The organism is Pseudomonas sp. S32, assembly GCF_016648095.1.
Lineage (GTDB): Bacteria > Pseudomonadota > Gammaproteobacteria > Pseudomonadales > Pseudomonadaceae > Aquipseudomonas > Aquipseudomonas parafulva.
Window position 1 is genome coordinate 23,023 of the sequence record NZ_JACVVF010000018.1, and the last position, 14,052, is coordinate 37,074.

13 protein-coding genes are annotated in these 14,052 nt (G+C 65.0%); 7 read left to right on the forward strand and 6 right to left on the reverse strand.

Annotation, left to right across the window (positions count from 1 at the left end; genetic code table 11):
- Window positions 1–32 precede the first annotated feature (32 nt).
- Complete coding sequence (locus IAE38_RS12190; RefSeq protein ID WP_201217747.1) at window positions 33–2,270, reverse strand: beta-galactosidase; 2,238 nt, start codon at window positions 2,268–2,270, stop codon at window positions 33–35.
- 80 nt (window positions 2,271–2,350) lie between these two features.
- Window positions 2,351–4,495, reverse strand: a complete 2,145-nt coding sequence (gene dinG, locus IAE38_RS12195; RefSeq protein ID WP_201164417.1) for an ATP-dependent DNA helicase DinG — start codon at window positions 4,493–4,495, stop codon at window positions 2,351–2,353.
- A 98-nt stretch (window positions 4,496–4,593) separates the two neighbouring features.
- Between dinG and IAE38_RS12200 the strand changes: the two genes are divergently transcribed.
- A complete protein-coding gene (locus tag IAE38_RS12200; RefSeq protein ID WP_201217749.1) occupies window positions 4,594–5,058 on the forward strand; it encodes a CopD family protein in 465 nt (154 codons plus the stop codon).
- A gap of 12 nt (window positions 5,059–5,070) precedes the next feature.
- On the opposite strand, the gene IAE38_RS12205 is transcribed toward IAE38_RS12200, so the two are convergent.
- The 3 genes from IAE38_RS12205 to IAE38_RS12215 all read right to left on the reverse strand — a co-directional run bounded on the left by IAE38_RS12205 (window position 5,071) and on the right by IAE38_RS12215 (window position 6,946).
- A complete protein-coding gene (locus tag IAE38_RS12205; protein ID WP_201164419.1) occupies window positions 5,071–5,829 on the reverse strand; it encodes a collagen-like protein in 759 nt (252 codons plus the stop codon).
- Entirely contained in the window at window positions 5,822–6,097 is a 276-nt protein-coding gene (locus tag IAE38_RS12210; protein ID WP_028633219.1) for a DUF1145 domain-containing protein, read from the reverse strand. The genes IAE38_RS12205 and IAE38_RS12210 overlap by 8 nt, the downstream gene beginning before the upstream one ends.
- Before the next feature lie 144 nt (window positions 6,098–6,241).
- Window positions 6,242–6,946 (reverse strand): OmpA family protein, encoded by a 705-nt coding sequence (locus IAE38_RS12215; RefSeq protein WP_028633220.1) that lies wholly within the window; start codon window positions 6,944–6,946, stop codon window positions 6,242–6,244.
- Between the two features lie 160 nt (window positions 6,947–7,106).
- Between IAE38_RS12215 and IAE38_RS12220 the strand changes: the two genes are divergently transcribed.
- The 4 genes from IAE38_RS12220 to IAE38_RS12235 are packed head-to-tail and all read left to right on the forward strand — an operon-like array spanning window position 7,107 to window position 8,764.
- Window positions 7,107–7,601 carry a DUF6231 family protein gene (locus IAE38_RS12220; RefSeq protein ID WP_201217750.1) on the forward strand — a complete coding sequence of 165 codons (495 nt, stop codon included), beginning with the start codon at window positions 7,107–7,109 and terminating at the stop codon, window positions 7,599–7,601.
- A gap of 2 nt (window positions 7,602–7,603) precedes the next feature.
- Complete coding sequence (locus tag IAE38_RS12225) at window positions 7,604–8,080, forward strand: YchJ family protein (protein ID WP_028633222.1); 477 nt, start codon at window positions 7,604–7,606, stop codon at window positions 8,078–8,080.
- Window positions 8,081–8,082: 2 nt separating this feature from the next.
- Complete coding sequence (locus IAE38_RS12230) at window positions 8,083–8,559, forward strand: LEA type 2 family protein (RefSeq protein ID WP_028633223.1); 477 nt, start codon at window positions 8,083–8,085, stop codon at window positions 8,557–8,559.
- 7 nt (window positions 8,560–8,566) lie between these two features.
- Window positions 8,567–8,764: an SEC-C metal-binding domain-containing protein gene (locus IAE38_RS12235; RefSeq protein ID WP_009684590.1), complete on the forward strand. Its 198-nt coding sequence runs from the start codon at window positions 8,567–8,569 to the stop codon at window positions 8,762–8,764.
- 24 nt (window positions 8,765–8,788) lie between these two features.
- On the opposite strand, the gene IAE38_RS12240 is transcribed toward IAE38_RS12235, so the two are convergent.
- The gene (locus IAE38_RS12240; RefSeq protein WP_201217752.1) at window positions 8,789–9,982 is read right to left on the reverse strand and encodes an MFS transporter; all 1,194 of its coding nucleotides are present in this window, start codon (window positions 9,980–9,982) and stop codon (window positions 8,789–8,791) included.
- Window positions 9,983–10,111: 129 nt separating this feature from the next.
- Between IAE38_RS12240 and IAE38_RS12245 the strand changes: the two genes are divergently transcribed.
- Both IAE38_RS12245 and IAE38_RS12250 read left to right on the forward strand, forming a co-directional pair.
- Window positions 10,112–11,452: an aminotransferase-like domain-containing protein gene (locus IAE38_RS12245; RefSeq protein WP_201217754.1), complete on the forward strand. Its 1,341-nt coding sequence runs from the start codon at window positions 10,112–10,114 to the stop codon at window positions 11,450–11,452.
- A 104-nt stretch (window positions 11,453–11,556) separates the two neighbouring features.
- Complete coding sequence (locus IAE38_RS12250) at window positions 11,557–13,998, forward strand: penicillin acylase family protein (protein WP_201217756.1); 2,442 nt, start codon at window positions 11,557–11,559, stop codon at window positions 13,996–13,998.
- Window positions 13,999–14,052 lie beyond the last annotated feature (54 nt).

The window sequence follows — 14,052 nt, forward strand, 5'->3', positions numbered from 1 at the left end:
TTGTTTCAGTAGTTGGGCGTTTTGCAAACCGGTCACTGCGCCTTGGGTTGCTCCAGGTGCACACGCAACTGGGCCAAGGCCTCCAGGTTACTCCTGCGCGCCGCCTCGACAAAGCCCGGGTAGGCCACGTCGGTAATGGCGACCAGCCCCAGATGACCGTTTTCGCCATCAAGCAGCCGCCCGCTGGCGGGCTGGTCCAGGTACTGGAACCAGTGTGCGCCCACGATCATCGGCTGGCTGAGGGCGGCCTTGAGGAAACGACCGTAGGCGGGGCCACGGTCCTCTTCGCGCACCACTTCCAGTGGGCCTGGCCAGAACGGGCCGCGATCACGCGAGCCGAACTGGAATTCCGAGACCAGTACCGGCTTGTCCAGCTCGGCCAGGTGGGCGAAGTCGTAACCATCCTGCGGCTGGAGCGTATAGAAATTGAAGCTGAGCACGTCGCAGAACTCGGCACAGGCTTTCACCGCCTCTGGTGTGCTTACCGCAAAACGGCCGCCCAGCAACAGGTGGTTGGGCGCGTGCCATTTCAACGAGTCGGAAATGGTCTTGAAGTAGGTTTCGGCAAATACCTGCTGGAAGTACTGGTAGTCACGCTCGATTTCCGGGTGCTCCGGGCTGGGCAATGGCCCCTCGAAACCCGGGTCTTCCATCAGTTCCCAGGCGCTCAACTCAATACCCCACGCCTTGGACAGGCCCTCCTGGTTGCGGTACTTGTCGCGCAACTGCTTGAGAAACGCACGCTTGGCCGGCACGTCGGTGGTCAGGCGCAAGGTGCCGTAGGCCAGCCCATAGCGTGCTTTGGGGTCGGCGCCGGGGGCTGCCCAGGCCAGCTCGTTGTCGGCGAAGTAGCCGACCAGCCAAGGGTCGTCGCGGTGATCCCGGGCAGCGATGGCGACCGCACGCTCGGTGGCCATGGCGAAACGGGGGTCGAACGGGTCCGGCATGCTGCCCCACCAGTCCATGCCGGTGCTGATGCTGGCGTAATCCCCAACGATCGACAGCGGCAGGGTGTAAGGCATGCGCTCGGCCTCGATCAACGCCGGGTCGCTCCAGTTGCCCAGGGTGTTGAAGCCCCATGCCTGGAGCCGGTCCAGTGCATGGCCCTGCCAGCGGGCAGCATCCCGTGCGGCGGGTGGGCAGTTGGCCGGTTGCTCAGCCCCGGTGGGCGGGCATGGCTTGCCGTAAGTGCGTTGCAGGTTGGCCGCGTAAAAGTCAAACCAGCGCCCTTTCTTGAAGTTGCGCCCCGCTGAAGAAGCATTGCCATCGTCGTTGTTGCCTTCGCCATAGAAGGCAGCAAGCAGGCTGCCGGCCTCAGGCAAGCCCTTGAACATGCCCTCACGGCCCTGCACATAGGTTCGCCCGCCGTCCGCAGCCACGGCGTTGACACCCAGCGAATAGAACGGGTGGCCTTGCGGCGTTACCAGGTACCAGCGCCCATCGCGTTTTTCAGTGCGGAAAAACCCTTTGGCCTCGAATGCCTGCCCCGCCATCAGCCCGCCGAAATCATCCAGTGGCTGCTTGCCACGCTCTGCCAGCCAGGCCTTCAACTGCTGCTGTTCACGGCCATCGGCTGCCTTGAGCTGGTCGTCGTTGGCGACCTTTTCTGGCCAGTTGGCGCGGGTAGACTGCCCATAGCTGTCGATCAGGTCACGGTAGGCGGCCTGATACGCCTGGTCGTCATCCTGAATGCCGACGCGCTCGATCAACAGGCTCTGGGCCACCTTGGGGCCGGGAATGCTCAGGCTGACCGACGCCACCTGCTTGAGGTCGAGTGCACCCGCACTGCTGGCCAGCAGCAGGCGCTGGCCGCCAAAGTTCCACGGCATGGGCGGGCCGGCGCGCATACCCTGGCTCGATGGCGAGCTGGCGGCCAGCGGCACCATCACGGTTTGCGCAGGCCCTGCGGGCACGTCAATCCTGCTCGTCAGCGTACGGCCATCGCTGCCTTGCACGGTCACATCCACAGTCAGCGCCCAATCCATGCCACTTTGCAGGCGCAACGTCAGCCAGCGCCCGGCGGACCAGTCCCACACGCCGCTCTGCGGGCTCAAGCGCAGGGTCGGCCGCTCGGCCGGGTTGAATACCACCCGCCGCAACACCTCACCGCCCGCCGTCTGCTCGGCGTTGTACTGTGGCAGGCCGGCATCCACCGTCGCAACATTCACCACCGAGGCCGGGCGCACGAAACTGAACAGCGTCTGCTGCCCCGCCAGTAAAGGCGAACTGAACAACAGGGCGAAAACAGCAGGCAGGGTGCGGCGGACCATAGGGATGGGTCTCTCCTTCAGGGCCCTCATGGCCCACGACTGAGTAAATGGACAACGTGCCGGCGCAAGTGCTCCAGCTGTCAGCAAATCTCCCGCCTGAACGGCGGCAGCGCATTGAGAATAGCCTTGCCATAGCGCTGGGTAACCAGGCGCCGGTCAAGCAAGGTGATGATGCCGCGGTCCTGTTCAGTGCGCAGCAACCGGCCGCAGGCCTGGATCAGGCGCAACGACGCATCGGGTACGGCGATTTCCATGAACGGGTTGCCACCACGGGCCTCGATCCACTCCGCCAAGGCGGCCTCTACCGGGTCATCCGGTACAGCAAACGGGATCTTGGCAATAACCACGTGCTCGCAATAGGCGCCCGGCAAGTCCACCCCTTCGGCAAAGCTGGCCAGCCCGAACAGCACACTGTGCTGACCGTCGTCGACCCGCGCCTTGTGCTTGTTGAGGGTTTCCTGCTTGGACAGGTTGCCCTGGATGAGTACCAGCTTGCGCCAGTCCCGGTCCAGGCCATCGAACACGTCCTGCATCTGTTTGCGGGAAGAGAACAGCACCAGCGCGCCGCGCGCGTCTTCGACGATGTTGGGCAGTTCACGGATGATGGCGGCGGTGTGGGCCGCGGCATCCCGGGGGTCGGCCTTGAGGTCCGGCACCCGCAGCAGGCCGGCATCGCCATGCACGAACGGGCTGGGCACCACGCAACTGACGGCATCGCGTGGCAACCCGGAACGCATGCGGAAGCGGTCGAACTTGCCCAGCGCAGTCAGCGTCGCCGAAGTGACCAGTGCGCCATGGGCGACGTTCCACAGGTTGCGGCGCAGCATCTCGGCCGCCAGGATGGGGCTGGCGTTGACCTCGATATCGAACAGCGCACCGGTTTCGGCCAGGGTCAGCCAGCGCGCCATCGGCGGGCTGTCCTCCGGGTCTTCGGCGGTGAACGCCGTCCACAGTTCCCAGTTGCCCTGGGCACGTGTTTGCAGGCTGCCGAACAGCGGGTACCACTCTTCGGCCTGGTGACTGGCAATGCCGATGCTCACCTCACCCCCCATGCCTTCCTTGAGCAGGTCAGTCAGGCGAGTGAACAGGTCGTTGAGGCGGCTGAAGCCCTTTTTCAGCTCCACTCCCACCTCACGGATCTGCTCCGGCACCACCCCACCCGGGAACCGATAACGCGGGCGCTCGCGCCCCTCGTTATCTTCGCCTGGGCGGAAGTCGGCAACCTGTTCGCACAGGGTGAACATGAACTGCTGCTGGGTGCGGATTTCCCGGGCAAGCTCGGGCACCTGCTCGATCAACTTGCCCAGGTCGCCCGGCAGCGGGTGCTGGGCCAGCAGCTTGGTCAGGTTCTTGGCCGTTTGTTCCAGCCAGTCGGCGGTGGAGCGCAGGCGCGAATAATGGGCAAAGTGGCCGATGGCCTTGTCGGGCAGGTGGTGGCCTTCGTCGAACACGTACATAGTGTCGCGCGGGGCAGGTAGCACCGCCCCGCCGCCCAGCGCGAGGTCGGCCAGGACCATGTCATGGTTGGTGACGATGACATCCACCTTGCCCATGCCCTCGCGCGCCTTGTAGAAGACGCACTGCTGGAAGTTGGGGCAGTGGCGGCCGGTGCACTGGCTGTGGTCGGTGGTAAGCCGCGCCCAGTCTTCGTCTTCCAGGGTTTCGGGCCAGCTGTCGCGGTCACCATCCCAGCGGTTGCCGGCCAGCTTCTCGATCATGCTGTTGAACAGCTTCAGGCTGCGCTCATCAACGTCGATACGAAAGCCTTCTTCTTCGAGCAACTGGGCCTGGGATGTCTGTGCGTGGCCCTCTTGCACCAGGATGTCCAGCTTGGACAGGCACAGGTAGCGGCCACGCCCCTTGGCCAGGGCGAAGCTGAAGTTCAGCCCGCTGTTGCGCATGAGGTCGGGCAGGTCCTTGAAGACGATCTGCTCCTGCAGCGCCACGGTGGCGGTAGCGATGACCAGGCGCTTACCGGCCGCCTTGGCTGCCGGAATGGCCGCGAGGCTATAGGCAACTGTTTTGCCGGTACCTGTACCCGCTTCCACGGCCACGACGGCAGGCTCGCCGGCACGGCGGCCTTCATCGTCGCAGGCGATGTCGCCGAGGACCTTGGCCACTTCGGCGATCATCAGGCGCTGACCGTAGCGTGGCTTGAGGCTCTTGGCTTCGAGAAAACGCGTATAGGCGCCCTGGATGGTGGCTTTGAGTTCGTTGCTGATCATGGTCTGCAGGCGCCCGGAGGGCTGGATATATTTTCAGTGTTGCGCATTGGGCGGCTATCATACCCCGCTCTTGCCCTTTATGCCGCATGGAGATCCGGATGGCCGCCTTTGCCCTGCCCTACACATTGCATGTTCTGGCTGCCCTGATATGGGTCGGCGGCATGTTCTTCGCCTGGCTGGTGCTGCGCCCTGCAACGGTTGCAGCCCTGGAAGGGCCTGCGCGGCTGCGCCTGTGGGTGGAAGTTTTCCGACGCTTCTTCGGCTGGGTCTGGGTGGCTGTGGCGGTTTTGGCGATAACAGGTGTTGGCATGTTGCACATGCGCTTCAACGGCTTCGAAACCGCCCCACGCTACATTCAGGTAATGATAGGCGGCGGCATCGTCATGTTCGCCCTGTTTCTGCGTATACAGGCCCTGCTGCTGCCGGAACTCAAAACCGCTGTGCAAGCCCAGGACTGGGCCACCGGTGCAGCGGTGCTGGGGCGGATCAGGCGGATGGTGGGCGTGAACCTGTTGCTGGGCCTCGCCGTTGTGGCAGTGGCCAGCGCCCGCCTGATGCCCTGAGCGCGGCGCCGGTTACAGCCGCTGCAGGATCAGCTCCCCGGCGGCGCCAGCCAGGCCCGGCTGGCCCGCTTGCCCAGCCCGCCCGCTGGCGCCCGCTGCGGTGCGGTAGACCAGGCAACCTTTGCTGGCACCGCCTTTGCCCGCCTTGCCCGCGTCGCCGGCCTTGCCCGGTGCACCGCCATCGAGCCGCACCACAATGCGCTCCTGGGGGAAGCTTTGCGGCACGCTCAGGCGCACACGCCCGCCAGGCGCCCCGTCATGCCCGTTACCGCCATCGTCGCCGTTGAAACCGCGGCTGGCCTGCCCCCACGTGCAACCACCCGCTTGCCCATTGGCACCATCGAGCCCCGCATAACCAGGCGCACCTGCGCCACCGCGGGCGTCGATGGCCAACTGCTCCGCTTCCACCTCCGCCAGTTTCAGGTCCAGGCCGCGGCCAGAACGTGCCGCACGCTGGTAGCTGCCCGCAGCCCCCGGCGCACTGAACTCGCTGCCGGCCTCAAGGCTTGCATTGGCAGCCTCGATCAGCAACGGGCTGTCTGACGGCGCAATGGCGATGCGTGCGTCACGCCCAAGCTCCAGCCTGTCCACTTTCAACTCGGCCAGGGTCGCGGGCAACATCAGGGTAGCGCCGTCGCCCACCCGTAGCTGGTCCAGGTGAACGCTGGCCGATTTGGTCGGCAGGCGCAGCATGGAATTGGCGCCCACCTCCAGGCTCTGGGCCTGCGCCAGGGGGGTAGCCAGCAGGGCAAGCAACATCAGATTACGCATTTCGTGGCGTCTCCTGCGCACGGGGGATGGACATGACATGGAATATACCGGTCAACAGGATTTGCAGGCGGTCGAACCAGCGGTGGCTGCGCCCGCGCAGGCTACCGTTGAAAAAGAGGACCTCAAGTACGTGCAGGCACAGCAGCAGGCCGCCCGCCGCGTTGATCAAGAGGTTCAGCGGCAAGGGCTGCGGTGCCATCTGATTGAACAGCACCACACCCCAGAAGGCGATTGTGAGGACCTTGCCCAGGCCCAGGAAGAACTTCATGCCTTGCCCCCATCGATGAGCGTCAGCCCCGGATGGCTGACTCGACCGCGCCAGGGCTCTACCTTAACTGCAACCCCCAATGCCGCGCCAGCAGGCGCAACACCGGGCACCCATGCCACGGAACGCGGCACGGGTGCCTACGGGCTAGCGCTCGATCTTGATTTCGGTACGGCGGTTCATGGCACGCCCTTCGGCAGTGGCGTTGTCCGCAACCGGCTGCGACTCACCGGCCCCCACGATCGACACAAAGCTGCTGCGCGGTATGCCGCTTTCAACTAGGTAGTCGGTCACCGAATGGGCCCGGCGCTCCGACAGTTTCTGGTTGTAGCTGTCCCTGCCCACGCTGTCGGTGTGGCCGCTGACGCTCAGGCGAGCGGAAGGCGCTTCCTGCTTCAGGCGGGTGGCGATGGTATTGAGGCGTTGCTTGTCGGCCGGCGTCAGGCGCGCAGAATCAAATTCGAAGTGCACGTCGCGGATGACGATGACCTCTTCCTTGGCCACCACCACCTCTTCCACCACCACCGCCTCAGGCTGCGGCGGCGGTGGGGGGCAGCCGTTGGCGTCCACCTGCACGCCACGCGGTGTGCCTGGGCACTTGTCGCGGCTGTCAGGCACACCATCACCGTCTTCGTCGCCGTCACCATGAGCCCAGCAATAGCCGGCTGCCAGGCCACCGCCCAGCAGTGCCCCCCAGCCGGCCCAGCTGGAGCTTTCGATGGCGCCCAGCGCTGCGCCGCCCACGCCTCCGACGGCCGCACACTTGGGCCAGTCGGTCTTCTGCAACCCTGCGCAACCCGTCAGCACGCTGGTGAGCAGGATCAAGGGTACCGCTGTGCGTACTATGCTCATCTCATCGCCTCTCCTTAGTGGGAACCGGCATAACGCCGACCTGTGGGAGTAAAGACGGTGCATGCCAACCCTGCCAGCAATCCGCCATCGCGCTTGCATGCAGCCCTTTGCCGACGCGCCCTGGCCCGCTAGTCTTGGCCAACATGAAAGAGGATTGGCAATGACCGACGGTTTCTCGCAACGTACGCCGCAACAGGCCCTGGCCGCACTGCTCGAGCGCTTTACCCCGCAACGCCTGCTGCTGGTGGGCACCCGGTTCCCTGCCCTGGACGCCTTCCTTCAGGCGCACCCGCAGGTCACCCTGGCCGCGGCCACGCCCGGCCAACTGCCTGCCGCACTGGCCGCCCAGCGTTTCGACCTGGCGCTGCTGGTGGATTGCCTGGAGCACCTGCCCAAGCGAACCGGGCTGGAACTGCTGGGCGGCATCCGCAATCTCAACGCCAGCCGTGTGGCGGTACTGGCAGACCTTGCCGCCTGCGGTTGGCAAGATACAGACTTCTTCGCCTTGGCCCTGTCGGCCAGCGAGAAATTCTGCCGCGAGCAACAGGTGCTGAGCCTGTTCACCTATGATCTACACGATTACAAGCAGGTACCGGACTGGCTCAATGCACGGTTCTGGGCCAACCCTGAAAATTTCGGCAAGTACTGGTGGTGATGATGAGTGTTTCGGTCTGCCCATGCGGCAGTGGCAACCTGCTTGATGCCTGCTGCGGTCATTACCATGCTGGCACGCCGGCACCGGATGCCCAGGCGCTGATGCGCTCGCGCTACAGCGCTTATGTGCTGGGCCTGGTCGAGTACCTGGTGGCCACCACCCTGCCCGCCCAGCAGGCCGGGCTGGACCGTGCGGCCATGGCAGCCTGGAGCGCACAAAGCACCTGGCTGGGGCTGGAAGTGGAAAGTGCCGAGGTGCTGGGTGGCCAACCCGAACACGCGTTCGTCACCTTCACCGCGCGCTGGCACGACCAGGCCGGCGACCACCAGCACCGTGAATGCTCCGCCTTCGTTCAGCACGACGGCCGCTGGTACTTCATCGACCCCACGGTGGGCCTGAAGGCCGGGCGCAACGACCCCTGCCCCTGCGCCAGCGGGCAGAAGTTCAAGAAGTGCTGCGCCAGTTACGTGGGTAGCTGAGCATGATGACGCGCATCCGCTTCATGCTGCTCTGCGGCCTGCTCTTGCTAGTGGGGGGCTGCGCCAGCTGGGGCGGGGCTGACTGGCGCGAACCACAGGTGCACTTGGTCAGGGTGGAAACGGTGAAAGCCCGCCTGCTGCAACAGGAATTCGTGTTGCATGTGCGGGTGGAAAACCCCAACGACAGCCGCCTGTTCATTCGCTCCGTCGAATACGCGCTGCGCCTGAACGATGTTGTGCTCGCCCAGGATGAAGCCAGCCTATGGCGTAGCGTGGGCCCGCATGAACGGCGTACGTTCAAGATCACTGCCCGGACCAACCTGTGGCAGCACCTCAAGCCCCTGGCGAAAATGCTGAAAAGCGGGCGCCCCCTGCACTACAGCCTGCAGGCAGAGCTGGCCACCGGCCTGCTCATCCATCGGGACCTGCACTTGTCGCGCAGTGGTGAGATAATGCCCGGCGATCATTACCCGGAGTAACCCAGCAATGTCCCAACAACCCCACGTTCATGGCCCCGACTGCAACCACGATCATGACCACCATCACGATCACGGCCATGTGCACGGCCCGCACTGCAACCACGGCCACCAGGAGCCGGTGCGCAACGCGCTGAAGGACGTCGGCCGCAACGACCCATGCCCCTGCGGCAGCGAGAAGAAATTCAAGAAGTGCCACGGCGCCTGATACAAGGCGCCGCGCAGGGCTTCGCTAGCGGTAGTGAAGCCCGGCCACCTTGCGCGGCAACAGCAGTGCAGTTGCCAGCAGCAACCCCAGGCACAGTGCCATGCACAGCACGTTCGTGCCCCCCCAACCCACCAAGTCCAGCAGCAACGATGGGCTGAAGGCACCTACGGTCGCGCACACCGCTATCGCCAAATCGTTCTTGCCCTGCATCTGCATGGCACCCGGGCTGTTCTGCAGCGTCTGCGCCAGCAGCGCCCCGCCCCCCACATAGGTCAGGTTCCAGCCAAGGCCCAGGGCAATCAGTGAAACCGTCATCACCGCATAGCTGCTTGAACCCATGTTCAGAGCAGTGCACGCGATCAGCAGCATCAACCCCCCACAGATCGTGGCCCTGATACCCAGCCGCTGGATGATCGCCCCGGTGAAAAACGACGGCGCGAACATGGCGACCACATGCCACTGGATGGCCAGGCGAACGTCGGAAAAGTCCTCGTGCATATGCTTCATGTGCAGGGATGCCTGGATCATCAGCAGGTTCATGATGCCGTACCCCAAGGCCGCAACCCCCATCGCCACTGCAATGCCCGGCGTGATGCCATGCCCGGAAGGGCTCAGCGGTGACCGGGGCGCGGTAGCGGGCGCAACCTGGCCATCACCTGGCAAGCAAATGGCGATCACCAGCGACACCAAGGCCAGGGCGGTGAAGGCGGCGTAGCACAATGAAAACAGCGGGAACCCACCGGCATCGCGCAGCCATTCGGTAAGGGCAGGCCCGACAACGGCGGCAATCACCCCACCCGCCACCACCAGTGAAAGCGCCTTGGGCTTGAGGTGCTGCGCAAGGTTGTCAGTGGCAGCAAAGCGGTTGAAGTTGGCAAAGGCGATGTACACGCCCAACGCCGAGTGGCTGGCCACCAACGCGCCAAACTGCTGATGCTCCACCGCCAGGAAGCCGCAGACGCCCGACACGGCCAGCGGCAATGCCCCCAGCATGAACGCGCGTTTGCGGCCAATACGCGCCATGAGCCGGGACACCGGGTAGGTCGCCAGCATCACGAACATAAACTGGAACCCGTACGGCACCGTGGACCATGCCGCTGCCGGGGCCAGCGCAGCCCCCACAATGGCAGCCATGGTCACCGACATCACGGCAGTGGTGAGGTTGACCGACTGGGCCAGAAAATACAGGTACGTGCGTGCGGGAAGGGTTGTGCTCATGGTGGCTCGCCGAGGGTAAAAGGGGTGACAGCAACAGCGTCGCACCGTTGACGACGTTTTCGGCAAACAGTCGACGTGCTTTACGGCTAACTGTTAGGGTGTTTTTTCTAACGCCCGCAGGAAAGCCCCGTGCCGCAACACGACCTATTCGAGCAGTTGAAGCAGCGCCTGACAGCCGGTGAATGGCTACCCGGGCAACGCATGCCGTCCATTCGCAAACTCACCGTGGCAACGGGTGGCACCTATCACGAGGTGGTTTCCAGCTATGCCCGCCTGGTCAGCGAAGGGCTGCTCACGGCGGTACCCGGGCGTGGCTACTTTGTGGCCACTGGCACCCGACCCGCCGAAACGGGCGAGCCCACTGGCGACATGGCGCAAGATCCGCTCTTCAAGCTGTTGCAAGGTGGGCAGCACTTCACCAAGCTGGGCAGCGGCTGGCTGCCCCCTGCCTGGCGTGATACCGAACTGCTGGCCAAGGCCATCCGCCGTACCGCCCGTCTGGAACAAAGCTCGCTGGCTGAATACGGGGATATCCAGGGTTACCTGCCGATGCGCAAGCAGCTGTGCATGCACCTCGGTCGGCTGACCCGCATCGAGGCACACCCTCACCAGCTGCTGACCACCCTGGGTGCCACCCAGGCGCTGGACCTGGTGGCACGCCTGCTGATCAGCCCCGGGGACCACGTGTTCGTGGACGAGCCGGGCAATGGCAACCTGATCAAGCTGATCCAGCTGGCCGGCGGCCACGTGGTAGGCATCCGCCGCACAGCCGACGGGCCAGACCTGGAAGACATGAAACAGCACCTGGCCAGGCACGAGGTGAAGGCATTCTTCTGCAACAGCACCTTCCACAACCCGACCGGCGGCACCATCAGCCCCCACAATGCGTTCGGCGTGCTGCGCCTGGCCGTGGAACACGATTTCTTCGTGGTCGAAGACGATGTGTACGGCGATTTCAGCCCGGGGGTGCGCCAAACCTTCGCCGAGCTGGACAACCTGCAGCGGGTCATCTACATCGGCAGTTTTTCCAAATGCCTTTCGGCTTCGCTGCGGGTGGGGTACATCGCCTGCCCGCCGCCCCTGGTAGCGCCGCTGATGCGCCTGAAGCTGTTGACGTGCGTCGCAGTGCCGGCGTTTTGCGAACGCTTCGTCAACACCATTCTCAGCGACGGCACCTACGCCCGACACATGAATGATGTGCAACAGCGCCTGATCCACCAGCAGGCGCACACCCAACGCGTGCTGCTCAAACACGGCTGGCATTTCGACATAAGCGCCCAAGGTGGCATGTTCCTCTGGGTATCGCACCCTGACCTTGCCGACCTGCAACCCTTCATGCGCCGGCTGGAACAGCAACGGGTACTGCTGATGCCAGGCACAGCATTTGCGGTGACACGTGACTACCAGCGTTATACGCGCATCAACTGCACGCACTTTTCAGACGGCGTTGCCGAGCTTTTCAGGGTGTAAGTGGACGCCGGCAAATAAACCGCCCGCTGACCTTGCACGACGCCTGCGCGCTCACTACCTTTAGCGCCTTTCCAAACCCGCAATGCCTTGCAGGAGCCCTTGCCATGGCCGCCCCCGCCTTCCCCCTTTTCCGCCTGCGCTTCGCAACGGCTTTGACGCTGCTCGGCACCCTGGGCCTGGCCGGTTGCCAGACCGGCGCCCAGCAAGGCAGCGTGCCATCGGCCACGGGCGTGCAACCGCTCAAGGGCCTGGCGCAGAACGTCTCGGTACGACGCAACCCCATGGGCGCGGCGCTGATTGAAAGCAGCAGCTTCCACGACGCCTTGTTCAGCCTGGGTTACGTGCATGCCGGTGACCGGATCGAGCAGATGGTTGCCATGCGCCTGTTGGCCCAGGGGCGGCTGGCTGAACTTGCCGGTGCCGATGCGCTGGACATCGACCGCCTGATGCGGGCGGCCAACCTCAAGCAGAGCGCGGCCCAGCAATACGCCGACGCTTCGCCGCGCCTGAAGCGGTTTTTCGAGGTGTATGCGCGGGGGGTAAACGCTTACCTGTTCCGCTATCGCGACAAGCTGCCCGCTGGCCTGGCCGACAGTGGCTACCGCCCGGAGTACTGGAAGCCTGAGGATTCGGCGCTGATTTTCAGCCTGTACGCATTCAGCCAGTCGGTGAACCTGCAAGAAGAGCTCAGCGCCCTGACGTTGGCGCAAAAAGTGGGCAGCGACAACGTGGCCTGGCTGCTGCCCGGCGCACCCGACGAGCCCCTGGCCACCGGGGAAGCCGACAAGCTCAAGGGCCTCAACCTGGCCAGCCAGTTGCCCGGCCTGCAAGCCCTGGCGGCGGCCAGCCAGAAACTGGCGGACCTGGACCTGCTCGGCAGCCCAGGTTCGGCCAACCTGGCCATCGGCCCGCAACACAGCCGCAGCGGCAAGAGCCTGCTGGCCAGTGACAGCCGTGCCATCTGGGCCCTGAGCCCAGTGCAGATCCACACCGGCAAGTACCAGGTGGCAGGCTTGTCGCTGCCCGGCCTGCCCATTGTGCTGTCGGGTTACAACGGCCAACTGGCCTGGAGCAGCAGCGCGGTGATGGCTGACAACCAGGACCTGTTCCTCGAGCAAGTGCGCCGCCAGGGCAACCAGCTCAGCTACCTGGCCGATGGCAAGTGGCTGCCCGCCCGCGCCCGCACCGAAACATTCCTGGTGCGCGGCCAGCGCCCTCAACGCGAAGTGATGTACGAAACCCGCCACGGCACCCTGCTGGCCCAACCGCCCGGCGCCGGCCTTGGCCTTGCCCTGAACCTGCCGCAATTCAAGGGTGATCGCAGCCTGGATGCGCTGTTCGACCTGACCCGTGCCAAGAATGTGGAGCGTGCCTTCGACAGTACACGCGAGGTCACGGCGGCTGCGCTGAACTTCGTGTTCGCCGAGCCCGGCCATATCGCCTGGCAAGTCAGCGGGCGTTACCCCAACCGCCGCGAAGGCCAGGGCCTGCTGCCCTCGCCGGGCTGGGACGGGCGCTACGACTGGGACGGCTACGCCGATACCATGCTACACCCCTACGACCAGGACCCGCCCGCCGGCTGGATCGGCCATGCCAACCAGCGCAGCCTGCCCAAAGGCTACGGCATGCAGCTGTCCAGCACCTGGTACTACCCGGAACGGGCCGAGCGCCTGGGCCAACTGGCGGGCAACGGCCGCCACGACAGCCGCAGCCTGATGGCCCTGCAGAACGATCAGGTGACCTTGTTGGCCGGCAAACTCAAGCAGATGTTCGAAGCCCCCGGCATGGCCCAGCCCCTGAAACAGGCCATCGACGCCCTGCCCGCCGCGCAGCGTGACAAGGCACGCGATGCGCTGGCCCGGCTCAAGGCCTTCGATGGGCGCATGAGCCCGGTGTCCGCCGATGCGGCGCTGTATGCACTGTTCCTGCAGGCATTTGCCCGGGAAACCTTCCTGGACGAACTGGGGCCAGAGTCCGGCGCTGCCTGGCAAGCCTTTGTCAGCAATGCCCGCCTGTCGTACTCGGCCCAGGCCGACCACTTGCTTGGCCGCGATGACAGCCCATTCTGGGACGACCGCACCACGCCTCAGAAAGAAGACAAGCCCGCCATCCTTGCCCGCAGCCTCGCAGCGGCGGTGGATGCAGGCACCGCGCAACTGGGCGCAGACCGCCGCGCCTGGCAGTGGGGCAAGCTGCACCAGTACCGCTGGCCTGCGCCTGCCTACCATGGCCTGGGGGATGCCATCAGCCGCCCACCACAAGCCGCCGGTGGCGACTTCAGCACCCTGGCGCTGACCCCGTACGCCTGGGGCAGCGGTTTCGACACCCACCTGCCCGCTTCAGCGCGCATGGTGGTCGACTTCGGCCAGGCCGAACCCCTCCAGGTACTGACCAGCAGCGGGCAGTCGGGCAACCCGGCCAGCGCTCATTACAGTGACGGCCTGGACGCCTGGTTCAAGGGGCGCTTCATGGTGTTGCCGCTGCAGCCGCAGAACTTCGCCCGGGCCTACGGCAACCAGCGCCTCACCCTGGTGCCGGGCAAATAAGCGGTACTGCGCGCGTGCGGGCTGTGCAGCGGGGGCGGTGATACCACCGGTCGA